Source organism: Arthrobacter sp. RAF14, from assembly GCF_052114185.1.
Lineage (GTDB): Bacteria > Actinomycetota > Actinomycetes > Actinomycetales > Micrococcaceae > Arthrobacter_E.
In genome coordinates this window covers 1116933-1142158 of record NZ_JBFREG010000001.1, presented here as the reverse complement: position 1 = coordinate 1142158, position 25226 = coordinate 1116933, and the positions used below count along the sequence as shown (strand labels likewise).

Below are 25226 nucleotides of genomic sequence, written 5' to 3'. Positions count from 1 at the left end.
AGTTCTCCCTCGTTTCGGTGATCGTGATCGACGCTACTCCCCTCGCCGGACACCCCGCCTCCTTCGGACGCCGGTCTTCCTTCCCCTGCGCTTCCTTCCCCGGCTCTTCGTCCCCCGGGCTCTTCCTCCCCTGCCTCGTCCTTCCCCGGCTTCCCCAGGCCACGACGGCAGGGACTTCCCAGTTCCGACCCGCCGGGACCACGCCAACGAGACCCGGCCTCCAGGGGACCGGCCCAGGCTAGAGTCGACGGATGGTTCCCTCCCCGACTTCACGGCTCCGTTTCCGGGAGATGGCCCGCGAGGACCTTGACGCGATGGCCCGTCTTCTCGGCGACCCCGTGGTCATGGAGTACTACCCCCGGCCGAAGACCCGGTCCGAGGCGCTTGACTGGATCGAGTGGAACCTACGGAATTACCGCGAGCACGGCTACGGTCTCTGGGTCGTGGAGTCTGACGACGGCACCTTCTTAGGCGACTGCGGCCTCACCTGGCAGCGGGTGAACGGTCTGCCGCGCCTTGAGGTGGGGTATCACGTTCTCCCGGAATTCCAGGGCCGGGGCCTCGCCACGGAAGCCGCTCTGGCCTGTCGTGATTTCGCCCGCGACGTGCTCGGCAATCCGGAGCTGGTGGCGATCATCCACCCTGAGAACCTGGCATCCCTGAGGGTGGCTGAGAAGCTCGGCATGGTGCAGGGCGATGACGATCACGGGGATTCAGGCCTGGTCCGGACCGTGATGGCCATGGAATTCCGGGTGTCTCCGCGCTGAGCCTCCCGCCCCGGGACGTGACGGCGCCGATCACTCCAAGCGCTCGAGCAGGTAAGTCCGCAGCACCTGGGCATGGTTGACCTCCCGGTCCTTCGCCGCATAGAGCAGCTCGACATCCCGCCCGTCCCGCAATAGGCCGACCACATGGTCCACCGGCTCCGGATGCGCCTGCAGCTCCTCCCGGTACTCCGCGGAGAACTCCTCGAAACGAGAGGCCATGTGGGCGAACTCGGTCCGCAACGGAGCGGAAGGGGCGATGTCTTTGAGCCACTCGTCCAGCGCGGCTCTCTCCTTGCTCACCCCTCGCGGCCAGAGCCGGTCCACGAGGATCCGGTACCGATCGGGGACGGGTTCGTCATAGATGCGTGCCGTGGTCAGATGTCCGAGCTGCTGAGTGTTCATGCCTCATGCTAGGCACGAGGTCACGAGCGGAATCCCGGCACGATCCGCTATGTGGAAAAACCACCAGGGCCCCTGGTGTTCAGAGAGCGGACCCCACTCACTGGACCGTGACGGTGAAGGTCACCCTGCGGCCGCTGGGCCCGAATTGGCCGGTGATCTCCGGCCGCACCCGGTACTCGTAGGTGAGAGTGGCCGTCCCGGCCGAGGTCGCCGAATAGGTGTCCGTCTGCTCTGACGGTCCGCCGACCGGTCGGGGCCCCGCCGGAGCTTCCTCAGGGGATTCGGTGAGGTGCGGTCCGGGTCCGTCCACTCGTACCCAGCGATATCCGACGGACGAATTGGTCATGCCGAGATCGATGACCACCTTGCCACCCACCGGAACCGTCGCCGAGGTGTGCTCCTTGTCGAGCCGGGTCACGGGCGCCGAACACCCGCTGACGGCCAGCAGAATCCAGGCCGCCAGGATCAGCGCCGGCAAAACCCCCGGCGTCGTCATCAGACGTGTCGCGGTCCCGCGATTCGCAGCCATGATCGGAGTGTACAGCGCCCGGACCATCCCTCCCGTGCCCTCCGCCCTCCAGGATCGCTCCTCACACGAGCGCGGGGCACACTCCTGATCCCGCCGGTTACAGTGGCACCGTGAACTCCTCCGGCGCCGGCCGCTACGCCCCGTCCCCCAGCGGTGATCTTCATCTGGGCAACCTCCGCACCGCGATCCTGGCCTGGCTTTTCGCCCGAAGCACCGGCCGAGCCTTCCTCCTGCGAGTGGAGGACCTGGACAGGGTCCGCGCCCGCGCCGAGGAGTCACAGCTCCACGACCTTCAGGCCCTGGGAGTGACCTGGGACGGTCCGGCCGTCCGTCAATCGGAACGGGGTGAACTCCACACGGCCGCGCTGCAATCCCTGATCAGCGCGGGACGGACGTTCGAGTGCTTCTGCACCCGCCGTGACATCGCTGAAGCCACCTCCGCCGCCCACGGCGCCGTTCCGCTCTACCCCGGCACCTGCCAGAATCTGAGCGAGGCCGAACGCGCGGAGCGGCGGCAGGAACGCCCCGCGGCACTGCGTTTCCTCTCCGGCGGCGGCACGGAAGGCTTCACCGACGCCGTGGCGGGCGAGCAGGCGGGCCCCGTGGATGATGTGGTCCTGCGCCGCAATGACGGCGCCATCGCGTACAACCTGGCGGTCGTGGTCGACGACGCCGATCAGGGCGTCGATCAGGTGGTCCGCGGCGACGATCTGCTCACCTCCACCCCCACCCAGCTGCGACTGGCACGCACACTGGGCCACGCCCCGCCGTCGTACGCCCATGTGCCACTGGTCCTGGGACCCGACGGCAAGAGGCTCGCCAAGCGCGACGGCGCCGTGACACTCGGCGACCTCGCCGCGGCCGGGTGGGACGTCCCGGCGGTCCGGGATGCTCTGCTCGACTCGCTGGGTCTGCCCGGCGGCGGGCTGGAGAACGCCCTGGCGGTCTTCGATCCCGCGGAGCTGCCCCGCGAGCCGTGGGTGTTCCAGGGCACACTCGTCTGAGGACCGGCGCACGCATCAGGCATGAAAGAATTGCTCTCATGACTGATGCGACGCAGGGTACAGACACGCCCGAAGCAACCACCGTTCCCGACAAGCCGGCCCTCGAAGGCCTGGAGGCCAAGCTCACCGAGCGCTGGCTGGCCGAGGGGACCTACAAGTTCCAGCAGGACACCACCAGGGGCGAGGTCTACTCGATCGACACTCCCCCTCCCACCGCTTCCGGCTCGCTCCACGTGGGCCACATGTTCTCCTTCACCCAGACGGACGTCCTGGCGCGTTACCAGCGCATGCAGGGCAAGAACGTCTTCTACCCCATGGGCTGGGATGACAACGGCCTGCCCACCGAGCGCCGCGTCCAGAACTACTACGGCGTCCGCTGCGATCCGGCCATCCCGTACCAGGAGGGCTACCAGCCCCCGGCCGAACCGGCGAAGAACCAGCGTGACTGGGACGTCGTGTCCCGCCGCAACTTCATCGAGCTGTGTGAGCGCCTGGCGGTCGAGGACGAGAAGGTCTTCGAGCACCTGTTCAAGACCCTCGGCCTGTCGGTCGACTGGGACATGACGTACCGGACCATCGACGACGCCTCCCGCGCCGTCTCCCAGCGTGCCTTCCTGGCGAACCACGCCGCAGGTGACGCCTACCTCGCCGAGGCCCCCACCCTGTGGGACGTGACCTTCCGGACCGCGGTGGCCCAGGCCGAGCTGGAGGACCGCGAGGTCGCCGGCGCCTACCACCGGTACCCGTTCTTCACCGAGGACGGCGAGAAGATCTTCATCGAGACCACGCGTCCCGAACTCCTCGCCGCCTGCGCCGCCCTGGTCGCCAACCCGGACGACGAGCGCTACCAGCCGCTCTTCGGCAAGAAGGTCACCTCTCCGCTGTTCGGCGTCGAGGTCGAGGTCAGGGCCCACCCGCTCGCCAAGGCGGACAAGGGCTCCGGCATCGCCATGGTCTGCACCTTCGGTGATCTGACCGACGTGACCTGGTGGCGCGAACTGCAGCTGCCCACGCGAGCGATCATCGGCCGCGACGGACGCATCCTCGCCGAGACCCCCGAATGGATCACGACCGACGCCGGCCGCGAGGCCTACGCCCGCATTGCCGGCAAGACCGCCTTCTCCGCCAAGGAGGCCGTGGTCGAGATGCTGCGCGAGCAGGATCTGCTGGACGGCGAACCGAAGAAGATCATGCACGCCGTGAACTTCTTCGAGAAGGGCGACAAGCCCCTCGAGGTCGTCACCAGCCGCCAGTGGTACATCCGCAACGGCGGACGCGATGAGGACCGCCGTGAGCGCCTCATCCAGCGCGGCCGGGAGATCGACTTCCACCCGGCGTTCATGCGCTCCCGCTACGAGAACTGGATCGAGGGCCTCAACGGTGACTGGCTGGTCTCCCGCCAGCGCTTCTTCGGCGTGCCCGTGCCGGTCTGGTACGGCCTGGACTCCGAAGGCAACCCGGATTACGAGAACCCGATCGTCCCCACGGACGAGATGCTCCCGGTGGATCCCGCCGCCGACGCGGCCCCCGGCTACACCGAGGATCAGCGCGGCGTGCCCGGCGGCTTCATCGGCGACGCCGACGTTCTGGACACCTGGGCCACCTCTGCCCTGACCCCTCAGATCGTGGGCGGCTGGAGCCGTGACGAGGACCTCTTCGCCAAGGTCTTCCCGTTCAATCTGCGCCCGCAGGGCCACGACATCATCCGCACCTGGCTCTTCTCCTCCGTGGTCCGCGCCGACGCCCTGCAGAACGTCGCGCCGTGGAAGCACGCGGCCATCTCCGGCTGGATCCTGGACCCGGACCGCAAGAAGATGTCCAAGTCCAAGGGCAATGTGGTGGTCCCCACCGCCGTCCTGGATGAATTCGGTTCGGACGCCGTGCGGTACTGGGCCTCCTCGGCCAAGCTCGGCGCGGACACCGCGTACGAGATCGCGCAGATGAAGATCGGCCGCCGCCTGGCCATCAAGCTGCTCAATGCGTCCAAGTTCGTCCTGAACCTCGGCGCCACGGAGGCCTCCGTGCTGAGCGGCGATGGCGCGGTGCTCACCAACGCGCTGGACCGCGGTCTGCTGACCCAGCTGGCCGAAGTGGTGCGTCAGGCGACCGACGCCTTCGAGAAGTACGACTACGCCCGGGCCCTCCAGGTGACCGAGTCGTTCTTCTGGCAGTTCACGGACGACTACGTGGAGCTCATCAAGGACCGCGCCTACGGTGCGCAGGGCGAAGAGGGACAGGCGTCGGTGCTGGCCGCTCTGGCGACCACGCTGGACGCGCTGCTGCGCCTCTTCGCGCCGTTCCTGCCGTTCGCGACCGAAGAGGTGTGGAGCTGGTGGCGCACCGGTTCGGTCCACCGCGCTCCCTGGCCCGCTCCGCTGGACGGCATCGACGGCGACGTCACCCTGCTCGCCACCGTCGGAGAGGCCCTCTCCGGCCTGCGCAAGGCGAAGTCGGAGGCGAAGGTCAAGCAGCGCACCGAGGTCCTGCAGGCCACCGTCTCGGCGTCCGCCGTACGGATCGCGCAGCTCGAGGCCGGCCTCGCCGACCTGAAGGCCGCCGCGAACGCACGCGAGGTCTCCCTCGTGGAGGCCGACGGCGAACTGACCGTGAGCGACGTCGAGCTGGCTCCGGCTGAGGTTCCCGCGCAGAACTGATCCACCCGGCTGGTCCGCTCGCGCCGGCATCCGGCCTGAACGACGCCGAAGGGGTGTCCCCGGAATTTCCGGGGACACCCCTTCGGCGTTCGTGCTAGGGTTGCTTCACATTCAGGCGCTTCGTCCGCCTGTCCGAGACGCTTTGAGGAGGCGTGACCATGACTGTCACGTTCCCTGTCGCCGTGCCCGGCGACGCTCTGACACTCCACACCTCCCTCGTCTCCGCCTGAGCCGCACCTTTTCCCGCGCCACCGGCCGTCCGTCCCCCTCGGGATGAACCGCACCTCGCCTGGACCCTGCGGCAGGAGACCTCCACGAAAGAGTCTCCGCATTGACTTCTTCACTGCATGACACCTTTGATTCCCCTCTGCTCCGCGCCCACGGCTGGGACGCGGACTGGCAGGAAACCTTTTCCGGGCTCGCCGAGCCCGGAACTCTCCCGGCCCGTGTTCTGCGGGCCGAACGCGGCCTCTCCGAGGTCATCACCGCCGACGGGCCGGAACGTGTCCACCTGCTCGGCTCCCCTGGCCACGGCCTCTGGCCGACCACCGGGGACTGGATCTCGGTGGTGCCCGCCACCGGCTCGACGGCGGCCCGGCTGGGCGACGTCCTGCCCCGGCGGACCCTGCTCGCCCGGGCGACGGCCGGCGGAAGTTCGCAGGAACAGGCCCTCGCGGCGAATGTGGACACCGTGGTGGTGGCCGTCTCGCTGGCGAGCCCACTCCGACATTCCCGCACGGAACGGCTCCTGGCTCTCGCCTGGGCATCGGGCGCCACGCCCGTCGTGGCCCTGACGAAAGCCGACACGCATCCGGATCCGGAGGCGGCACTCGAGGAACTCGGACCGGTGGCACTCGGAGTCCCCGTCGTCGCCACGAGCGCCGAGACCGAGGAAGGCCTCGATGAACTCCGTGCCGCGATCCACGGCACCGTGGTGCTGATCGGTCCTTCCGGCGCCGGGAAGTCCAGCCTGGGCAACCGGTTGCTGGGAGCGGAGCTGCTGGCCACCGGAGACGTCCGGGCTGTCGATGGCAAGGGGCGCCACACCACGGCCTGGCGGGAGCTGCTTCCCCTGCCGGGCGGTGGTGTCCTGCTGGACACGCCGGGCCTGCGGTCCGCCGGGGTCACCGGTTCGGACGAAGGCGTGAGCGACGTCTTCTCCGATCTCGAGGAGCTGGCCGCACGATGCCGGTTCACCGATTGCGCGCACACGAACGAACCGGGCTGCGCGATCCGGGCGGCCATCGAGGAGGGCAGCCTGACGGAGCGCCGCCTGCAGAGCTACCGGAAGCTCCAGCGTGAGGCGGAGCGCATGGCGGCGAGGACCGACGCCCGCCTGCGCTCGGAGCGGCTCGCCCAGATGAAGTCACGCGCCCATCAGCACCGGGCCTTCAACAAGGAACGGGGGCTGGCGAAGAACCGCGACCGACGAGGCTGAGACGGCGACCGGAAAGCCGTCCGTCCCGGCCGGGCCCGGGCAAAGGGGAAGCCCCATCGGCGTGTTGCCGTCGGTGGGGCTTCGACTTTCGGCTGCCTGGTGACGGACCAGCAGTCTGGCGGAATCCTCGGATCTTCAGGTCTTCCCGCCTCGTCACCGGCGGCGAGGTCCCGACTTCGCCGATGGCTGCGTCAGGGGTCTCTCATCTCTGAATCTCTGGCTTCCGCGTCCTCTCCTTGCGGAGTGGTACTCACCATTGTGAACCTGCCCGCAGAGCAGGACAAGGGGCTGCCGCGAACTACTCGGCTGTTATTCCGGCGGACGCCGTTCGGGTGGGACGACAGCTCCGGTCCCGTGCCCCGATTCCAGGTGATCCGTCCTCAGGCGCCCCATTCCTTGACCCCTGGCACCGCTCGCTGTGGCACAGTAGTGGCATGCCGGAACTGCCAGAAATCACCGGGCTGCGGGCCTTCCTGGACGACGAGCTCCTGGGCGCCGTCGTGGAGTCCGTGCGGATCACGTCCTTCGCCGTGCTGAAGACGGCGGACCCGCCCTACACGGCCGTGGAGGGCCGGACCGTGACCGGCGTCGCGCGGCACGGGAAATTCCTGGACCTCGACGTCGACGGGATCCACATCGTCTTTCATCTGGCGAAGGCGGGATGGCTGCGCTTCACCGAGAACCCGTCGTCGAAACCGCTCCGGCCCGGCTCGGGCCCCATCGCCGCGCGGCTGACCTTTGCGGTCCCGCCCCGGAACGGCCGAGCGGAGACCCAGGTGGGCTTCGATCTCACCGAGGCGGGCACGCGGAAGAGCCTGGCCGTCTATGTGGTCCGCGATCCGCAGGAGGTGCCCGGTATCGCCACCCTCGGCCCTGATCCGCTCGATCCGCGCTTCACACAGGAGACTCTGGACGGCATCCTGGTGGGCAGCTCGCAGCAGATCAAGGGCCTGCTGCGGAACCAGGGGGTGATCGCGGGCATCGGCAACGCGTACAGCGACGAGATCCTGCACGCCGCCCGGATCTCTCCGTTCGCAATCTCCAAGTCCTTGGACTCCGAGGAACGGACGCGGATCTTCCACGCCATCGAGGAAGTCCTCGGCCAGGCGGTGACGTCAGCTTCCGGTAAGCCGCCCGCTCAGCTCAAGGACGCCAAAAGGGGCGGCATGCGTGTGCATGGGCGCGCCGGCCAGCCCTGCCCGGTCTGCGGGGACACCGTCCGGGAGGTCTCCTTCGCAGACAGGGCGCTGCAGTACTGCCCCAGGTGCCAGACGAACGGCAAGATCCTGGCGGATCGCCGCACCTCACGCTTTCTGAAATAGCCGCGGAGCGTGGGTTGAGCGGAACTCCGGATCAGTCGAACTCGGGGCTCTCGGTCCGGCTCCGCTTGAGCTCGAAGAAGTGCGGGTATCCGCCGAGGGTGACGGCGGCGTCCCAGATGCGGCCCGCTTCCTCACCCCGAGGGATCCGGGTCATGACCGGGCCGAAGAACGCCGTGCCGTTGAAGGCCACCACGGGGGTTCCGACGTCCTGACCCACGCGGGAGATGCCGTCCTCATGGGAGGCGCGCAGGGCGGCGTCGAATTCGTCGTTCAGTCCCGCCTCGGCCAGTTCGGCCGGAAGGCCCACTTCAGCGAGGGCCTTCGCGACGACGGCCGGGTAGTCCTTGTTCCCGTTGTTGTGGATCTCGGTGCCCATGGCGTCATAGAGCGGCTTGATGTACTGCTCACCGTGCCGCTGGGCGGCCGCGATGATGACCCGGACCGGCGCCCAGGCCTGATCCATCAGGGCCCGGTAGTTCTCCGGCAGGTCGCGGCCCTCGTTCAGCACCGAGAGACTCATGACGTGCCACTGGACGCTGATGGGACGGACCTGTTCGACTTCACCGATCCACCGGCTGGTCACCCAGGCGAAGGGGCATACGGGATCGAACCAGAAATCGGCACGCTGCTGTTCCACGATGGAAGCTCTCCTTGCTGTGTGGGTTGTTCAGAACCTGGGCTGTTCGAAATTCCAGGCCTGTCCGGGTCCTGGGATCAGGCGGACTTGTTCCGGCGCTTGGCCCGGACTTCGTGGCTGATGATGGTGGGCTCGGCCTTGTCCGTGACCACGTCCTTGGTGATGACCACGGTGGCCACGTCTTCGCGGCTGGGCAGGTCGAACATGATCGGCAGGAGGACTTCCTCCAGGATGGCGCGCAGACCGCGGGCGCCCGTGCCCCGTTCGAGGGCCTGGTCCGCGATGGCGTCCAGCGCCTCCTGCTCGAACTCCAGCTCCACCCCATCCAGATGGAACATCTTCTGGTACTGCTTGGTCAGCGCGTTGCGGGGCTCGGTGAGGATCTGGATCAACGCCGGGCGGTCCAGATTGGAGACGCTCGTGATGACGGGCAGACGGCCGATGAACTCGGGGATCAGACCGAACTTCAGGAGGTCCTCCGGAAGCACGTCGGCGTAGTTGTCCGTGTGGTCCTCGGCGGAGTGCAGCGGGGCGCCGAAGCCGATCCCCTTCTTGCCCGCCCGCGAGCCGATGATCTCCTCGAGGCCCGCGAAGGCGCCGGCGACGATGAAGAGCACGTTCGTGGTGTCGATCTGAATGAACTCCTGGTGGGGGTGCTTGCGGCCACCCTGCGGAGGCACGCTGGCCACCGTTCCTTCCAGGATCTTCAGCAGGGCCTGCTGCACGCCTTCACCGGAGACATCACGCGTGATGGAGGGGTTCTCACTCTTCCGGGAGATCTTGTCGATCTCATCGATGTAGATGATGCCGTGTTCGGCCTTCTTGACGTCGTAGTCCGCGGCCTGGATGAGCTTGAGGAGGATGTTCTCCACGTCCTCGCCGACATAGCCGGCCTCGGTCAGGGCCGTGGCGTCCGCGACCGCGAACGGGACATTGAGGCGTTTGGCCAGGGTCTGGGCGAGGTAGGTCTTGCCGCAGCCGGTGGGGCCGACCAGCAGAACATTGGACTTGGCGACCTCGACCTCGTCAAGGCCCTCTCCGAGGGCGGTGCCGGAAGCTCCCGAACGGATGCGCTTGTAGTGGTTGTAGACGGCCACCGAGAGCGCGCGCTTGGCGGGCTCCTGACCGATCACGTACTGCTGCAGGAAGTCGAAGATCTCACGAGGTTTGGGCAGCTCCATGGGGCCGAGGTCCTTGACCTCCGCCAGCTCCTCTTCGATGATCTCGTTGCAGAGCTCGATGCACTCGTCACAGATGTACACCCCGGGACCTGCGATGAGCTTGCGCACCTGCTTCTGGCTCTTTCCGCAGAAGGAGCATTTGAGCAGGTCCGTGCTCTCACCAATCCGAGCCATGAGGGACTTCCCTTCGTCGCCCACCCGGGAACGATGTGTCTCCGGGCTCCAGTCGTAATTCCACTCTAAGTCAGGGCTCCGACACTTTGGCCGAAGACAGACGTCGCCGGGGCAAATAATTGCCCCGGCGACGTCGGACGATCAGCGGGTGATCGCGGCCTTCTTCACCTTGCGGGAATCCAGGACCTGGTCCACGAGGCCGTATTCCACGGCCTCCGCGGCGGTCAGGATCTTGTCCCGCTCGATGTCGTTGTTCAGCTGCTCCGGCGTGCGGCCGGAGTGGCTGGCCAGCGTCTCTTCGAGCCACGAACGCATCCGCATGACCTCATTGGCCTGGATCTCCAGGTCAGAGGCCTGGCCACCCTGTCCGCCGGAGAGCGCGGGCTGATGGATCAGGACCCGGGCGTTCGGCAGGGCGAGGCGCTTGCCGGGGGTTCCGGCGGCGAGCAGGACCGCGGCGGCGCTGGCCGCCTGTCCCAGGCAGACCGTCTGGATCTCGGGGCGGATGTACTGCATGGTGTCGTAGATCGCCGTCATCGCCGTGAAGGAACCACCCGGGGAGTTGATGTAGAGGGTGATGTCCCGCTCGGGATCCGTCGACTCGAGGACGAGCAACTGCGCCATGATGTCATCGGCCGAGGCGTCGTCCACCTGGACACCCAGGAAGATGATGCGGTCCTCGAACAGCTTGGTGTACGGGTCCTGACGCTTGAAGCCGTACGGCGTGCGCTCCTCGAACTGGGGCAGGACGTAACGGTTGCTGGGCAGGTTCCCCGCGGACCAACCGAAGTTGTAGTTCATGTCTGTGACTCCTTGCGAATCGGTCCGATGTTACTTGTTGGTTCCGCCACCGCCGGGCACGGAGGCCGCGTGCTCGGCGATCTTGTCGAAGAACCCGTATTCCAGGCCCTCCTTGGCGGTGAACCACTTGTCCCGGTCGTTGTCCTTCAGAATGGTCTCCACGCTCTGACCGGTCTGGTCGGCGGTGAGTTCCGCCATGACCTTCTTCATGTGGAGGATCAGTTCGGCCTGGATCTTGATGTCCGAGGCCGTGCCGCCGATGCCGCCGGACGGCTGGTGCATCAGGATGCGGGCGTTCGGGGTGGCGTAGCGCTTGCCCTTGGTGCCCGAGGAGAGCAGGAACTGGCCCATGGAGGCGGCCAGACCGGTCGCCACCGTCACCACATCGTTCGGGATGAACTGCATGGTGTCGTAGATCGCCATGCCCGCCGTGACGGAGCCGCCCGGCGAGTTGATGTAGAGGTAGATGTCCTTCTCGGGGTCTTCGGCCGACAGGAGCAGCAGCTGGGAGCAGATGGCGTTGGCGTTCTCGTCACGCACCTCCGAGCCGAGCCAGATGATGCGCTCCTTGAGCAGGCGATTGTAGATGTAGTTGTCCTGCGCCGCAGGGTCAACACTCGCCATGCGCGGTGCCGGTGTTTGCTGTGACATGGTTGCCTACCTCTTTCGTGGATGGCCGCAAACGGATTTCGGTTACTTGGACACTAACCGTTTTCGACGGGCGGTTGTTCGCCAAAACGGCCCTGTTCGCTTTAGGCGCACCGGGGCGCCGGCCGCAACGCACGAAGGACCGCCGGAGGATCATTCCTCCGGCGGTCCTTCGTGTCAGGCAGCGTGCGACGGCGGTCACCCGCCGTCGTCGTCGCGCTTACGCCTTGGCGTCGGCGGCTTCCTCAACGGCCTCTTCGCCGGCCTCAGCGGCTTCGGCTTCGAGCTCGTCGCGGCCCTTGACGAAGTCGCTCAGGTCGACGGCCTTGCCGTCGGTGTCGACGACCTCGGCCTGGCCCAGCACGACGGCCAGAGCCTTGCGGCGGCGGACCTCGGCGACCATGAGCGGCACCTGGCCGGCCTGGTCGAGGATCTGGGCGAACTGGTTCGGCTCCATGCCGTACTGGGAAGCCGTGGTCACCAGGTAGTCGATGAGCTCGTTCTGGGAGACGCCCACCTCTTCCTTGTCCGCGATGGCGTCCAGGATGATCTCGTTCTGGAACGCGCGCTCGGAGTTGGCCTTGACCTCGGCGCGGTGCTCCTCGGTGTCGTGGTCCTCGCCGGAGTGGTTGTTCTCCGGGGAGAAGTGCTGCTCGATCTGCTCTTCGATGACGGACTCGGGGACCGGCACCTCGATCAGCTCGACGAGCTTGTCCAGGACCTTGTCGCGGGCCTCGACGCCCTGCTCCATGAGCTTGCCTTCGGCGGCCTGCTTGGCCAGGTCCTCGCGGAGTTCGGCGATGGTGTCGAACTCGGAGGCCAGCTGAGCGAAGTCGTCATCGGCCTTGGGCAGCTCGCGGACCTTGACGCTCTTGAGAACGACCTTGACCTGAGCCTTCGTGCCGGCGTGCTCGCCACCGACGAGAGTGGTGTCGAAGACGGCGTCCTCGTCGACGGACAGACCGGTGACAGCCTCATCCAGGCCTTCCAGCATGGTGCCGGAGCCCACCTGGTAGGACAGGCCGCTGGCGCTGTCGACCTCTTCGCCGTCGATGCTGGCGGCGATGTCGATGGTGATGAAGTCATCGTCGGCGGCCGGGCGGTCGGCGGCCACGAGGGTGCCGAAACGGCCACGCAGGTCCTCGAGAGCCTTGTCGACGTCGGCCTCGGTGGCCTCGGCGGCGGCGACCTCGACCTTGATGCCGGCGTAATCGGGCAGCTCGACCTCGGGACGGACGTCGATCTCGACCTGGAACTTCAGCTCACCATCGGTGGCGGAAGGGTCGGGGACCTCGGTGATCTCCACCTCGGGACGGCTCAGGGGACGGATCTCCGTCTCGGCCACGGCCTGCTGGTACCAGCCGTTGAGGCCGTCGTTGATGGCGGTCTCGAGGACGTAGCCACGACCGACACGCTGGTCGACCAGCTTGGACGGAACCTTGCCCTTGCGGAAGCCCGGGACCTGGATCTGGGAGGCGATGGTCTTGTACGCCTCGTCAATGCTGGGCTTCAGCTCCTCGAAGGGGACCTCGACATTGAGCTTGACCCGAGTGGGCGAAAGGTTCTCGACAGCGCTCTTCACGGCGTTCGTTCTCCTGATTGGTGTCTGGATTCAGTTCTGCGCCGCCGGATTGCTGTGAACGCACCGATGGCAGATGTGTGCGCAGAGTCGGGGTGACAGGATTTGAACCTGCGACTTCCTGCTCCCAAAGCAGGCGCTCTAGCCAAGCTGAGCTACACCCCGTAAGTGCAGATGACAGTCTATAGGCCACCGTGACGCATTCCCTAAATCGGGATCGGCGCACTGCGGAGGCATTCGTTTTGCCATCGGCCCCGGCGGCTGTTAAGCTCAAACCCGCAACGGGGACGTAGCTCAATGGTAGAGCCTCAGTCTTCCAAACTGATTACGCGGGTTCGATTCCCGTCGTCCCCTCTCCCGATGCCCCGGTTCCTGTGAACCGGGGCATTTTTCATGCCCGGGCACCGCGGCCGGTGTGCTCGGTGCCGAGTGGCGTACTCAGCCGGATTGTGTACTCAGGCGGGATGCGTGCTCAGTTGTTGCGGGTGTTCGGCGGAGAAACCCGCAACAACTGAGCACACAACGATGGAGCCGATGGTTCAGTGCTGGCAGCCCGGGCACCAGTAGAGCTTGCGCCCGGCCAGTTCGCGGAGAGCGATCGTGGTCCCGCACCGCGGACAGGCGCTTCCGTGCCGCTGATACACCGAGAAGGCCTCGTGCTCCTCGGGCCGGGAACCCGACCAGGTCCCGGGCTCCGTGGTGATGATCCGGCCGTCCCGGACCCCGTCGGCCAGCAATCGCTCGGCGTCGGACCAGAGCCCGGCGGCCTCCTCGGCGCTGAGCGACGTGCCCGGGCGGGCCGGGTCGATGCCCGCCCGGAAGAGCAGCTCCGCGCGGTAGATGTTGCCGATTCCGGCCACCACGGCCTGATCCATCAGCAGCTGACCCACCGAGGTGCGGCGCGACCTCAGACGGCGGGCGAACTCCTCGCCGTCGCGCTCATGGCCCGGCAGGCCGCGATGCAAGGGATCCGGCCCCAGTCTGGCGCGTGCGGCGGCCGCTTCGGGGCCGGTGGCGGCGTCGCAGCGGCTCGCGCCCCGCAGATCCGCCCAGCCATGTTCACTCACCAGGCGCACGCGGACCGCGCCCACGGGCGCCGGAGGACCGGTGTAGACGTCCTCACCGCTGTCCGCGACCTCCCGTTCGCCGATCTTCCGCGGGGCGCCGATGCTCGAGGCTCCGGTGAAGGTCTCATCCCCGCCGAACTCCCACGCACCGTACAGTCCGAGGTGCACGTGCAGCCAGAGGTCGCCTTCGAACCCCAGGAACAGCTGCTTCCCATGTGCCTCGGATGAGAGCAGGCGACGCCCGTCAAGCAGGGCAGCGCCCGCGGAGAACCGCCCCTGAGGGCTGCTCACCGCCAGGCGCTGACCGGCGAAGACGTCGTGGAACTGGATGGCCAGTCGCCTGACCGAATGCCCTTCAGGCACTAGGCCAGAACCTCCCCCGTCTCTTCGTAGTGGGCGATCTTGCCGATGCGGCGGACGTGGCGCTCATCGTTGCTGAAGGGCTCGGTGAGGAAGGCGTCGATCAGGGCCGCCGCTTCCTCGACGCTGTGCTGACGGCCTCCGACGGCCACCACATTGGCGTCATTGTGCTCGCGGGCCAGGCGGGCCGTGGAGTCGTTCCAGGCGAGCGCGGCGCGGACGCCCTTGACCTTGTTCGCGGCGATCTGCTCACCGTTGCCCGAACCACCCAGGACGATGCCGAGGGCGTGGACGCCGGCGGCCTGATCGGCCACGACGGCCTGGGCCGCGTTGATGCAGAAGCCCGGGTAGTCATCGAGCGCGTCATACTCGGTGGGCCCATGGTCGATGACCTCGTAACCCTGCTCGGTCAGGTGCTTCACCAGGTAGGCGCTCAGCTCCATTCCGGCATGGTCGGTGGCGATGTGGACGCGGGGCTTGACAACAGTGTCGGTCACGTAGGTCTCCGGGGAAATCTGAGGAGGAATCGGTCCTCTCCACCCTACCCGGCCCGGCCGCACGTTACGCGGGACGGGCGATGCTGCGCAGCGCCGCCGCGAGGCGTTCAGCCGCCTCCGGGTCGGGCGCTGAGAAGGTCACCGCGGGGTGTCCGCCATCCGGCACCGGCATCACGACGACGGCGGCCCCGCTCGCCACGAGGAAACTGCGGCCCCGCTCCCCCGTCCTCGGACCCCAGCCGCCGTAGTCGGCGGCCCTCACCTCGAGCGCCTCGGCCCCGGCGATGTCCCCCGCCCACAGCCGGCACACCGTGAGGAACCCACCCAGGCGGAGCACCAGCCCGTCCCGGTCCACCCGGATCCGGAGGACCAGAAGGGCCGCGGCGGCGATGGCGAGCACCAGGAGCACGAGGGCCAGCCACGGGTTGACGATGCTGACGAGCGCGGCCGGGAACACGCCCAGCAGGCCGGTCATGACGAGCACGGAGGTGCGCGGCCGCGCCCAGACGGCCGCCTCCACCGCCGCCAGCTCCGGATTCTCCAGGGCTGCGAGCTCACGTTGCAGGGCCCGGTCGTCCCGGGGGTCCCATTGCGCCAGCGGCGTGTAGACGTAGTGGACCAGCAGCCCGAGGCCCACGGCGCCTCCGCTGCCCAGCAGGAGCACCAGGTTGTCCACATGTGATTCCCGGGCATCCGGCAGGTCGAACTGGCCCGCCAGTCCAGCGGCGGCCACGGTGCAGAGGAAGAGGCTCAGGGTGATGCCGACGGAGAGCATGATCCGCCGCATGATGACGGGCAGATTCGTCAGACCGGAAGCCACCAGGAAGGGCAGGGACGGGAGGAGGATGAGCAGAACGGCCATGGTGAGATAGCCGGGGAGGTCCGTGAACGCCACGCCGCCCTGTGACTCCCAGCGGAAGGCCAGGGGGGACGGCAGGCGCCGCGCGACGGCCTGCACGGCCAGCAAGAACGCGGCCGACAGGACCACCGGGAAGCCGACCGCGAAGCGCAGAGTCCTCCAGTCGACCACCCCGTCACGCCGACGTCGTGTTTCGTCTCCTTCTGCACTGCGCATGTTCTTCACGCTACCCTCTGGCGGAGAGGAGCGGTCAGCGGGCATAGTTGTGAAACACTAACTTCAAAGTGGCGCCAAAGGTGGCGCTCCTCACGATCAGCCCCAGGGAAAGGCGCAGAACTTGCCAGGAATGAATCTCACCCGAGCAGAGGCCGAGGAGCGCTCAGCGCTCCTTTCTGTTGACTCCTACACGGTGGACCTGGACCTCACCAGGGGCGAGCGGGTCTTCGGCAGCACCACCACGGTGCGCTTCACCGCCAAGGACGGGGCCTCCACCTTCATCGACGCGGTCACCGACACCGTGTCCCAGGTGATCCTCAACGGCACGGAACTCGATCCCGCTCAGGTGTCCGACGGCGTGCGGATCCAGCTCGACGGCCTGGCCGCCGAGAACGTCCTCACCGTGGTCGCCGAGAACCCGTACATGAACACGGGCGAGGGCCTGCACCGCTTCGTGGATCCCGTGGACGGCGAGGTGTACCTCTACACCCAGTTCGAGGTCCCGGACTCCCGCCGGATGTTCGCCGTCTTCGAGCAGCCCGATCTCAAGGCGACCTTCACCTTCAACGTGACGGCTCCCGCGCACTGGGATCTGGTCTCCAACTCCCCCACGCCGGTTCCGGTCCCGCAGCCCGCCGGCGAGGACGGCGGCGCCCGCTCGCTCTGGAGCTTCACCCCCACCCCGCGCCTCTCGTCCTACGTCACCGCTCTGATCGCCGGCCCGTACCAGTCGGTGCGCAGCGAACTGGTGAACGCCGAGGGCCGGACCGTTCCGCTCGGCGTCTTCGCCCGTAAGTCGCTCATGCAGTACCTCGACGCGGACAACATCTTCGAGCTGACCCGCCAGGGCTTCGAGTTCTTCGAGAAGCAGTTCGGCATCCCGTACCCCTTCGAGAAGTACGACCAGCTGTTCGTGCCCGAGTTCAATGCGGGCGCCATGGAGAACGCCGGGGCCGTGACCATCCTGGAGGGCTACGTCTTCCGTGGTCAGGTCCCCCAGGCCCAGGTGGAGCGCCGCGCCATCACCGTGCTGCACGAACTCGCCCACATGTGGTTCGGCGATCTGGTCACCATGCGCTGGTGGAACGACCTCTGGCTCAACGAGTCCTTCGCCGAGTACATGTCGCACCTGGCGGCCGTGGAGAACACCGCGTTCACCAACGCATGGACCACGTTCGCCTCGGTCGAGAAGTCCTGGGCCTACCGCCAGGATCAGCTGCCCAGCACGCACCCGATCTTCGCCGCGATCAACGATCTGGCGGACGTGGAGGTCAACTTCGACGGCATCACCTACGCCAAGGGCGCCTCCGTGCTCCGGCAGCTGGTGGCCTGGGTGGGCCAGGAGGAGTTCATGGCGGGCGTCCGCGCATACTTCGCCAAGCACGCCTGGAAGAACACGGTGCTGAACGACCTGCTGGTCGAGCTGGAGGCCGCCAGTGGCCGCGATCTGGGCGACTGGGGCAAGCTCTGGCTGGAGACGGCCGGCGTGAACACCATCAAGCCCGAGCTGGAACTCGATCAGGCCGGCGTCATCACGTCCTTCACCCTCGTGCAGACCGCACCGGAGGATCACCCCACCCTCCGCCCGCACCGCCTGGCCATCGGCCTGTACTCGCTGGACGCGGAGGGACGTCTGGTGAGGACCCGCCGCCTGGAACTCGACGTGGACGGCGAGCGCACCGACGTCCCCGAGCTGGTCGACACGGTGCACGACGGCCTCATCCTGATCAACGACGACGACCTGGCCTACACCAAGGTGCGGCTGGACCCGGCGTCGTGGAGCTACGCCCAGGAGCACCTCTCAGCCTTCGCCGAGTCGCTCCCCCGCACCCTGGTCTGGTCCTCGGCCTGGGACGCCGCCCGCGACGCCGAGGTCCCGGCACGCGAGTACCTCCGTCTGCTGCTGAACAACATCGGCGCGGAGACGGATTCCTCCGTGGTCCTCATCCAGCTGCGTCAGCTCGCCACCACCCTGAACTTCTATGTGGCCCCTGAGCACCGAGAGCAGGCCATCATCGAGGCGGCCGACACGCTGCTGGAACTCGCCGAGAACGCGGCCCCGGGCAGCGACAGCCAGCTCCAGTTCATCAAGGCCTTCGCGCTGCACGCCCGCAGCCAGGCCCAGCTGGACTGCGTGGCGGAGATCCTGGACGGCACCCGTGAGATCCCCGGCCTCGCCGTGGAACAGGACCTCCGCTGGGAGCTGCTGACCTCTCTGGTGGTCGGCGGACGAGCGGCCCAGGCCGAGATCGACGCCGAGCTGGAGCGCGACAACACCGCCAACGGCCAGAACTCCGCCGCCCTGGCCAAGGCCGCCATCGCCACACCCGAGGCCAAGGCCGCGGCGTGGCAGGAGATCGTGGTGGACGGCAAGCTGTCCAACGCCATCCAAGGTTCCGCGGTGTCGGGATTCACCCGCGTGCATGACGCCGCTCTCCTGGCACCGTACGCGGAGAAGTTCTTCGAGGCCGTCCCCGGGATCGTGAAGAGCCGCACCCTGGCACTCGCCCAGCAGATCCTGGTGGGGCTGTACCCGGCGTACCAGACGACCCAGGAGACGGTGGACCGCACCAACGCCTTCCTGGCCACTCTGGACGAGGACAGCGCCGCGCTGCGACGCACCCTGCTGGAGAACCGGGACGCCGTGGAGCGTGCCCTCCGCGCTCAGGCCGCGGACGTCTGATCCCGGCGGTGACCTGAGCGGCGGCGCCGCCACAGCATCCCCCGACGACGGCGGGTGGGCCACTTCCAGCGAGTGGCCCACCCGCCGTCGCCGTACAGGCATCCCGGAGGCCGGGCCCCGGCACTAGGCTGAGCACATGGCCATCGACCTGCATCATTACGACGTCACCGTGGACTGGACGGGGAACCTCGGCACGGGCACCAGCTCCTACCGGGCCTACTCCCGAGACCACACGATTCAGCTGCCCGGTCTGCCGCCGTTGCCGGGATCCGCGGACCCGACCTTCCACGGGAACGCCGAGCGCTACAACCCCGAGCAGCTCCTGCTCACCGCGCTGGCGCAGTGCCACATGCTGTCATACCTCCACGTGGCGGTGCAGCACGACGTGACCGTCACGGCCTACCGGGACCATGCCACCGGGATCATGCGCCTGAACCGGGACGGCAGCGGACAGTTCGAGGAGGTCATCCTGCATCCCGAGGTCACGGTGGCGGACCCCGCCCACCGCGGGCTGGCCGACGAGATGCACCACGAGGCCAACCGGCTGTGCTTCATCGCCAACAGCGTGAATTTCCCCGTGCACCACGAGCCCACGGCACGGGCCTGAGACCGGGACTCAGCCCAGCAGAGCCAGCAATTCGCGCTCCCGGGCCGCGCTGAGGCCGGCCTTCCGCTGACGGTCCAGGCCCTGCCGGCGTTCCCATTCCAGGGTGTCGGCCCAGGTCTCGGCGAGCGGACGCTGGCGCAGCCCGGCGGCGGACGCTCCCGCCGCGGTGCGGGTCATGAAGCCTTCGTAGCCGGCCGGCAGCCAGACGGGCAGCGACTCCGGACCGGCCCACGGAGGGACACCCTGCTCGTCGAGCCAGGCGTCCTCGGCCACGGTCAGCTCGCCGTCGAATCCGGAGACCCTGAGCCACTCCGCCACCTCGTCCACCCAGGGGCGCGAGGCGCCCGCGGCGTTGAACGTCCCGGCGACTCCCCGCTCGGCCGCCGCCAGCAGGAAGGCGGCATAGTCCCGGACATCGAGGTACTGGACACTGGACCGCTCACCCCGGGGCAGAAGCACGCGGCCTCCCTGAGAGAGGCGCGCGGGCCAGTAGCCGAAACGGTCGCTCGGGTCGCCGGGGCCGACCAGCAGCCCCGGCCGGCTGATGTGGGCCCGTTCCCGGAGGGCACCCAGCACCTCGAGTTCGCAGCGGACTTTGGCGGGACCGTACTCCTCCATCGAGGCCATGGGCTGAGCGGGGGCGAGAGGTTCGAGGAGTTCCTCCGTCTCATCCCGTTCCGGCACATCGTGTGCGGCGTACACCGAGCAACTGGAGACGAACGTCCAGTGCCCTGCCCGCCCGGCGAGGGCCTCCAGCGCCCTGGCGGCGTGGTGAGGCTGGCGCGTGACGTCGACGACGGCGTCGAACTCCCCGGTCAGCCCATCCAGCGCGGCGGCTCCCTCCTCCCGGTCGGCGCGGTGCCAGACGGCGCCTTCCGGGGCCGTCCCGCTGTCTCCCCTCGCGAGGATGTGGACTTCGTGGTCGGCCTCGACGGCCTGCCGGGCCAGCTCGGAGGACAGGAATGCGGTGCCACCCAGGATCGCTATGCGCATGCGTCCAGGCTACGACGCTAGGGTGGTGGGAGCCATGACTTCCGCCCAGGGCAGAGGTCGACGGACACGGCGATGGAAAGGATCCGAGTGGCATTCAAGACAGGCAGCAGTGAGCAGGCGGCGATCGTGATGACAGGAGCGTCCGTCGATTTCCTCGAAGTGGCGATCGTCATCGCGGTCGGAGTGCTGGTCTGGGCGCTGGCGACCTACTTGATCCGCAAGGTCACCAAACGGATCGCCCGTGGCATCACGTTCCTGAAGAAGGAGCGCTTCCGCTGGGTCGCCCCGGCCCTGCAGGCTCTGGAGAGCCAGCGCAGGGAACAGCGGGCCAAGACGATCGGTTCCCTGCTGACGAGCGTGACCACGGTGGTCATCTCGGTGATCGTCATGTTCTACGTGCTCAAGGCCTTCGGAGTGGACATCGCTCCGCTCCTGGCCAGCGTGGGGGTGGTGGGCATCGCGATCGGCTTCGGGTCCCAGCAGCTCATCCGGGACTACCTGGCCGGCATCTTCATCAGCCTCGAGGACCAGTACGGCATCGGGGACCGCATCGTGACCAGCGAGGTCGAGGGTGTGGTGAAGGCCGTGGGGCTGCGGATCACCAAGGTCGAGGGCGACGACGGCACCATCTGGTACCTGCGCAATGGTGAGATCATGAGGGTGGGGAACCGCTCGCAGGGCAACTACGTCCCCGCAGAGACCACCCCCGGCACGGAAGAAGGACAGTAGCGCATGGTCAACCCCGAGGAGCGTCCGCAGCTCATGCGCAACGACCCCTTCTCACAGCCCACGTACACGGACAGCTTCTACGAGCTGATCGGCGGCCACGAGACGTTCGTGAAGCTCGTGGACGTGTTCTATGAGGGCGTGGCCCAGGATGAGCTGCTCCGGCCAATGTACCCCGAGGAGGACCTCGGCCCCGCGAAGCACCGGCTCACGATGTTCTTCGAGCAGTACTGGGGCGGACCCAACACCTACAGCCAGGAGCGGGGTCATCCCCGTCTGCGGATGCGGCACTTCCCCTTCACCGTGACGGCTGAGGCCCGGGACCGCTGGCTTCTGCACATGCGTGCGGCCGTGGACTCGCTGGACCTGGCGCCCTTGCATGAGGCGACGCTCTGGGATTACCTGGAGCGCGCCGCGCACTCGCTGGTCAACACGCCCGGCTGAGGCGTGCCCGACAATGTCTTGGACCAGGGGATGGTGGCGTAGGTGAGGACAGCGGCGGGTAGACGGTGGCGTGCTTGTCGTAGCGGCGATCGACGAGCGAACTGGCGAGCCCATGCAGCGCCAGATGAGCGCGAGCCTGGATATGCCGTAGCGGCCCGAGCTTGAGGCGGTGAGCGCAGGTCACACCCTTCCGTGAGGCATCTGCCGTGGAATACTGGTGGCGTGCGTGAACTGTGGTCAACTTCGGGCGGAGCGTTCATTAGATACCTCGACTTGCCAGGTGACGAGGTGCCGATTGTGTTCATTCATGGGCATGGGTGCTCAGGGAGCCACGACTATCCGCAAGTCGCCACCCAACCGGGCTTGGCGGGGCGTCGGCGGATCTTGGTTGATCTGCTCGGATGCGGTTACAGCGACCGTCCCAACGACTTCGGTTACCGCGTGAGCGACCATGCAGCCGTGCTGGAAGAACTAATTGACCACCTGGATCTGAGCGACTTCGTACTTTTCGGACACAGCGCAGGCGGAGCAATCGCCTTGGAGCTTGGTCGACGAGTGGAAAACCGGCTGCGCGGCCTCGTGCTCAGTGAGTCAAACCTGGACCCGAGTCCACCGGACGCCGGCTCGTATCAAGTGGCCAGCCAGTCCGAAGAGGCATTCATCGAACACGGCTACACACAGTTGATCGCCGCAGCCCGAAGCGCTGGCAACGACAACTGGGCTTCAACGGTGACCCATTGGTCGCCGCGCGCAATGTGGCGACTGGCCGATTCCCTCAAACGGGGGCAGCAGCCGAGCGGACGACACGTTTTGTACGACTTGAACGTTCCCCGCGCGTACCTCATCGGCGAGAACTCCCTGCCCGATCATGACCAGGCGGAGTTGCCCGGGCACGGAATCGACGTGTTGGTCGTGCCAGCGGTAGGCCACTCGATGGCATGGGAGGATCCCACCGCCGTAGCCACTGCGATAGCAGCAGCTACCGCGCCATGGCATTCGACGACCAGATGACGCTCCGCAGACCACACCAATGATCACGGAGCTCTTGTTCAGGTGCGGTCGAGGTGGTCCGCGAGGTTGCGTGACCCCGGCGAGGTCAGCCTGCCCCCTCGCCCGAGGAACACACATCGAGTCTGGCCCGGCTGCGCTGGAGAACCACAATGCGGGCAGCGGGTTCTGATCAGCCGGCCAGGCTGGCGGCGCGGCGCACCAGCACGTGGCCGGCCGGCGTGCTCAGGCGCCACCAGGTGCCGTGCCGGAAGAGGGTGGCTTCGCCGTCGTCGGTGAGGAACCCGAGCGCATGCGCCGCGAAGGCCGCGCCCCGCGGCAGCGCTTCGGCGGACTCCGCGCCTTCGGGCTGCTCCGCGGTCCACGGAGCCGCGAACGGTCCACCCCAGACGCTCGCCCGAGCGTTGTTGACGATCAGCGCTCCGGGACTGTCCGGAAGAATCCCCGCCACCCGGCGGATGCCTTCCTCGGCGGCTTCACGAAGCGCCACACCGGACACTGTGGCGACCGGCTCCCACGGGCCACGCGGCACGCTGACACCGGCCCACGATTCACGGACGGTGGTGGGAGGGATCTCGAGGTGCGAGGCCTCCGGCTGCCGGGCGACACGGTCCAGGATCGCAGCGAGCGGAACCGTGACGTCCAGCTCGACCGGCGCCGCCAGGGCGACGGTGCGGAGCCCCAGGACGGTCGGCGTCGCCTCGCCCAGCAGAGCCGGCCGCAGCACGCAGACCGAAGCCAGCAGAACCGGTCCCGCGGCCTGCAGACGGATCCCCGAATCCTGGATCGACTTGGCCCGGGTCACGAAGTTCTTCAGATCGGCGAGGTCGCGGGCGTCACTGAACGTGAGCTGTTCCGGACGCGAAAGGGTGGGTGCTTGCACCTCATCGACTTTACTCGCGCCCGCGCCGTCGAGGGGCCGGCTGTGTCATACGCCTCAATGCCGGAGCACGTGCCCCGGCGCAGAGACCTGGTGACCGCCGATCAGCGACGTCGGCGGAACGGGACCGGCTCGCCGTTCCACTGCTCCAGCGCATGACGCTGCGCGGGGCTGAGACGGACCGGCACGCCGCTCTCGCGGTTGACCAGGACCATGGACGACGCGGCCAGCGCGTACACGGCCGAACCGTCCGGCTCCGCGACCTCGTAACCGAAGTCGAAGCTGGAGCCGCCGACGCCGGTGACCCAGATGTTCACATGCACCGGGTCCGTGCGGAAGAGCAGTGGCTTGACGTACTCGATCTCGTGCCGGGCCACCAGGGTGAAGTTCTCCACGCCCACCAGATCGTGGAACGAGTCCTCCTCCGCGGCCCCGGCACCCGCGTCCTCGCCCAGCGCCCGGTGGATCAGCTGCACGCGCGCGTCCTCGAGATAGCTCAGGTAGACCACGTTGTTCACGTGACCGTAGCTGTCGATGTCACCGAAGCGGATCTGGACGGGGAAACTCAGGCCGGGGCGTTCTGTCATGAGGGAGATTCTTCCAGATCCGGCAGTGATCGCCGGTCGTCCGGGGCCTCGTCGCCACCACCCTGCGTTCATGGAGGGCCGCCTCCGAAATGCCACCGCGCTCTCGCTTGAGAGTCCGCGAAAACACTGAGTAAAGTCAGCTCCATGACTGCCGAGCGTGATCGACCTTCCCCCGAACTTCCGGATGCCCAGGAGAGCGGGAGGAAGGCGACTCAGGAGCTCCTCAAGCTCCTGGAACTGGACTATTTCAACGGCATCAGGACGGATGAGGACATCTTCGTGGGCCCGGTGCACGAACAGCCCCGCAGCCGGGTGTTCGGTGGCCAGGTTCTGGCGCAGTCCCTCATGGCCGCAGGGCGCACGGTGGATCCGGAACGCGCCGTCCACTCGATGCACGGCTATTTCCTCCGCGCCGGCGATTCACAGGAGCCCATCACCTTCGGGGTGCAGCGGCTCCGGGACGGCCGTTCCTTCTCCGCCCGGCGCGTGCACGCCTATCAGAGCGGGGTTCCGATCCTGTCGATGATCGCCTCCTTCCAGACCGAGGATGAGGGCGTGGATCATTTCGTGCCGATGCCGGACGGGATGCCGGATCCGGAGTCGCTGCCGTCCACTGCGGAGCTTCTAGGCGGCATCGATCACCCGGTGGCGCGCTACTGGGCCTACGAGCGGGCGTTCGACATCCGCCACATCGACGCCCCGCTGTACCTGGGGCCGGATCCCCAGGCCGGCAGCCGGAACGCGGTGTGGATGAAGACCTTCGACAAGCTGCCGGACGACCCGGCACTGCACCGCGCCGCGTTGGCCTATGCGAGCGACTACACGCTGCTGGAACCCATCCTGCGCAGGCATTCCCTGGCCTGGAGCAAACCCGGGATGAGCGTCGCCAGCCTGGACCACGCGATGTGGTGGCACCGGCCGGTCCGCGCCGACGAGTGGCTCCTCTACGTGCAGGACTCCCCCAGCGCCCAGAACTCCCGCGGTCTGGCGCAGGGCCGGATCTACGACCGGAGCGGCGTCCTGGTGGCGTCAGTGGCGCAGGAGGGCATGGTCCGGGTCCCCGAATTGTGAGGCGCGGGGCCCTGAGCCCCTCGGCTCAGGGCGGAAACGGCAGGGGCCGACGACGGCGGTCTCCCGCGGTCGTCGGCCCTTGCCGTTGTCTG

Annotated in this window: 24 protein-coding genes and 2 tRNA genes; 12 read left to right on the top strand and 14 right to left on the bottom strand. The window is 67.6% G+C overall.

The features are described from left to right. The first annotated feature begins 251 nt into the window (after positions 1 to 251). On the top strand, positions 252 to 767 hold the full coding sequence (locus AB4Y75_RS05395) for a GNAT family N-acetyltransferase (RefSeq protein WP_441434823.1): 516 nt from the start codon (positions 252 to 254) through the stop codon (positions 765 to 767). Positions 768 to 797: 30 nt separating this feature from the next. On the opposite strand, the gene AB4Y75_RS05390 is transcribed toward AB4Y75_RS05395, so the two are convergent. Together AB4Y75_RS05390 and AB4Y75_RS05385 are read right to left on the bottom strand one after the other, a co-directional pair. Then, the gene (locus AB4Y75_RS05390) at positions 798 to 1169 is read right to left on the bottom strand and encodes a DUF488 domain-containing protein (RefSeq protein ID WP_441434822.1); all 372 of its coding nucleotides are present in this window, start codon (positions 1167 to 1169) and stop codon (positions 798 to 800) included. 97 nt (positions 1170 to 1266) lie between these two features. After that, entirely contained in the window at positions 1267 to 1698 is a 432-nt protein-coding gene (locus AB4Y75_RS05385; protein WP_441434821.1) for a protease inhibitor I42 family protein, read from the bottom strand. Positions 1699 to 1808: 110 nt separating this feature from the next. On the opposite strand from AB4Y75_RS05385, the gene gluQRS reads away from it, so the two are divergent. From gluQRS to AB4Y75_RS05365, 4 genes are all read left to right on the top strand, one after another. Then, positions 1809 to 2702 carry a tRNA glutamyl-Q(34) synthetase GluQRS gene (gene gluQRS, locus AB4Y75_RS05380; RefSeq protein WP_441434820.1) on the top strand — a complete coding sequence of 298 codons (894 nt, stop codon included), beginning with the start codon at positions 1809 to 1811 and terminating at the stop codon, positions 2700 to 2702. Positions 2703 to 2740: 38 nt separating this feature from the next. Continuing rightward, entirely contained in the window at positions 2741 to 5356 is a 2616-nt protein-coding gene (gene valS, locus AB4Y75_RS05375; RefSeq protein WP_441434819.1) for a valine--tRNA ligase, read from the top strand. Between the two features lie 331 nt (positions 5357 to 5687). Then, entirely contained in the window at positions 5688 to 6794 is a 1107-nt protein-coding gene (gene rsgA / locus AB4Y75_RS05370; protein WP_441434818.1) for a ribosome small subunit-dependent GTPase A, read from the top strand. 434 nt (positions 6795 to 7228) lie between these two features. Then, positions 7229 to 8116, top strand: a complete 888-nt coding sequence (locus AB4Y75_RS05365; protein ID WP_441434817.1) for an Fpg/Nei family DNA glycosylase — start codon at positions 7229 to 7231, stop codon at positions 8114 to 8116. A 31-nt stretch (positions 8117 to 8147) separates the two neighbouring features. On the opposite strand, the gene AB4Y75_RS05360 is transcribed toward AB4Y75_RS05365, so the two are convergent. From AB4Y75_RS05360 to AB4Y75_RS05335, 6 genes are all read right to left on the bottom strand, one after another. Then, the gene (locus tag AB4Y75_RS05360; RefSeq protein WP_441434816.1) at positions 8148 to 8753 is read right to left on the bottom strand and encodes a mycothiol-dependent nitroreductase Rv2466c family protein; all 606 of its coding nucleotides are present in this window, start codon (positions 8751 to 8753) and stop codon (positions 8148 to 8150) included. A gap of 77 nt (positions 8754 to 8830) precedes the next feature. After that, entirely contained in the window at positions 8831 to 10108 is a 1278-nt protein-coding gene (gene clpX, locus AB4Y75_RS05355; protein WP_441434815.1) for an ATP-dependent Clp protease ATP-binding subunit ClpX, read from the bottom strand. Positions 10109 to 10249: 141 nt separating this feature from the next. Next, positions 10250 to 10909: an ATP-dependent Clp protease proteolytic subunit gene (locus AB4Y75_RS05350; protein WP_441434814.1), complete on the bottom strand. Its 660-nt coding sequence runs from the start codon at positions 10907 to 10909 to the stop codon at positions 10250 to 10252. A 30-nt stretch (positions 10910 to 10939) separates the two neighbouring features. Beyond that, positions 10940 to 11533: an ATP-dependent Clp protease proteolytic subunit gene (locus AB4Y75_RS05345; RefSeq protein WP_208189416.1), complete on the bottom strand. Its 594-nt coding sequence runs from the start codon at positions 11531 to 11533 to the stop codon at positions 10940 to 10942. A 244-nt stretch (positions 11534 to 11777) separates the two neighbouring features. Next, entirely contained in the window at positions 11778 to 13139 is a 1362-nt protein-coding gene (tig, locus tag AB4Y75_RS05340) for a trigger factor (protein ID WP_441434813.1), read from the bottom strand. Between the two features lie 87 nt (positions 13140 to 13226). Next, positions 13227 to 13301: transfer RNA gene (locus tag AB4Y75_RS05335), tRNA-Pro, on the bottom strand. Between the two features lie 118 nt (positions 13302 to 13419). On the opposite strand from AB4Y75_RS05335, the gene AB4Y75_RS05330 reads away from it, so the two are divergent. Beyond that, positions 13420 to 13490, top strand: a tRNA-Gly gene (locus AB4Y75_RS05330). 185 nt (positions 13491 to 13675) lie between these two features. Here the strand turns inward: AB4Y75_RS05330 and AB4Y75_RS05325 are convergent. The 3 genes from AB4Y75_RS05325 to AB4Y75_RS05315 all read right to left on the bottom strand — a co-directional run bounded on the left by AB4Y75_RS05325 (position 13676) and on the right by AB4Y75_RS05315 (position 16135). Then, the gene (locus tag AB4Y75_RS05325) at positions 13676 to 14566 is read right to left on the bottom strand and encodes an Fpg/Nei family DNA glycosylase (RefSeq protein ID WP_441434812.1); all 891 of its coding nucleotides are present in this window, start codon (positions 14564 to 14566) and stop codon (positions 13676 to 13678) included. After that, the gene (locus tag AB4Y75_RS05320) at positions 14566 to 15060 is read right to left on the bottom strand and encodes a ribose-5-phosphate isomerase (protein WP_441434811.1); all 495 of its coding nucleotides are present in this window, start codon (positions 15058 to 15060) and stop codon (positions 14566 to 14568) included. Before AB4Y75_RS05320 ends, AB4Y75_RS05325 begins: the two co-directional genes overlap by 1 nt. A gap of 64 nt (positions 15061 to 15124) precedes the next feature. Continuing rightward, the gene (locus AB4Y75_RS05315; RefSeq protein WP_441434810.1) at positions 15125 to 16135 is read right to left on the bottom strand and encodes a hypothetical protein; all 1011 of its coding nucleotides are present in this window, start codon (positions 16133 to 16135) and stop codon (positions 15125 to 15127) included. A 130-nt stretch (positions 16136 to 16265) separates the two neighbouring features. Here AB4Y75_RS05315 and pepN point away from each other — a divergent pair, with 130 nt between their 5' ends. Both pepN and AB4Y75_RS05305 read left to right on the top strand, forming a co-directional pair. Then, positions 16266 to 18818: an aminopeptidase N gene (pepN, locus tag AB4Y75_RS05310; RefSeq protein WP_441434809.1), complete on the top strand. Its 2553-nt coding sequence runs from the start codon at positions 16266 to 16268 to the stop codon at positions 18816 to 18818. 136 nt (positions 18819 to 18954) lie between these two features. Continuing rightward, a complete protein-coding gene (locus AB4Y75_RS05305; protein ID WP_441434808.1) occupies positions 18955 to 19425 on the top strand; it encodes an OsmC family protein in 471 nt (156 codons plus the stop codon). Between the two features lie 9 nt (positions 19426 to 19434). On the opposite strand, the gene AB4Y75_RS05300 is transcribed toward AB4Y75_RS05305, so the two are convergent. Further along, entirely contained in the window at positions 19435 to 20418 is a 984-nt protein-coding gene (locus tag AB4Y75_RS05300) for an NAD-dependent epimerase/dehydratase family protein (protein WP_441434807.1), read from the bottom strand. A gap of 129 nt (positions 20419 to 20547) precedes the next feature. On the opposite strand from AB4Y75_RS05300, the gene AB4Y75_RS05295 reads away from it, so the two are divergent. From AB4Y75_RS05295 to AB4Y75_RS05285, 3 genes are all read left to right on the top strand, one after another. Then, the gene (locus AB4Y75_RS05295; RefSeq protein ID WP_441435266.1) at positions 20548 to 21147 is read left to right on the top strand and encodes a mechanosensitive ion channel family protein; all 600 of its coding nucleotides are present in this window, start codon (positions 20548 to 20550) and stop codon (positions 21145 to 21147) included. Positions 21148 to 21150: 3 nt separating this feature from the next. Next, positions 21151 to 21588 (top strand): globin, encoded by a 438-nt coding sequence (locus AB4Y75_RS05290; RefSeq protein ID WP_441434806.1) that lies wholly within the window; start codon positions 21151 to 21153, stop codon positions 21586 to 21588. A 222-nt stretch (positions 21589 to 21810) separates the two neighbouring features. Continuing rightward, complete coding sequence (locus tag AB4Y75_RS05285) at positions 21811 to 22599, top strand: alpha/beta fold hydrolase (RefSeq protein WP_441434805.1); 789 nt, start codon at positions 21811 to 21813, stop codon at positions 22597 to 22599. 169 nt (positions 22600 to 22768) lie between these two features. Here the strand turns inward: AB4Y75_RS05285 and AB4Y75_RS05280 are convergent, their stop codons facing one another. Then, positions 22769 to 23479: a hypothetical protein gene (locus AB4Y75_RS05280; protein ID WP_441434804.1), complete on the bottom strand. Its 711-nt coding sequence runs from the start codon at positions 23477 to 23479 to the stop codon at positions 22769 to 22771. A 101-nt stretch (positions 23480 to 23580) separates the two neighbouring features. Then, positions 23581 to 24063 carry an acyl-CoA thioesterase gene (locus AB4Y75_RS05275; protein ID WP_441434803.1) on the bottom strand — a complete coding sequence of 161 codons (483 nt, stop codon included), beginning with the start codon at positions 24061 to 24063 and terminating at the stop codon, positions 23581 to 23583. 144 nt (positions 24064 to 24207) lie between these two features. Here AB4Y75_RS05275 and AB4Y75_RS05270 point away from each other — a divergent pair, with 144 nt between their 5' ends. After that, complete coding sequence (locus AB4Y75_RS05270; RefSeq protein ID WP_441434802.1) at positions 24208 to 25134, top strand: acyl-CoA thioesterase; 927 nt, start codon at positions 24208 to 24210, stop codon at positions 25132 to 25134. The last annotated feature ends 92 nt before the right edge of the window (positions 25135 to 25226 follow it).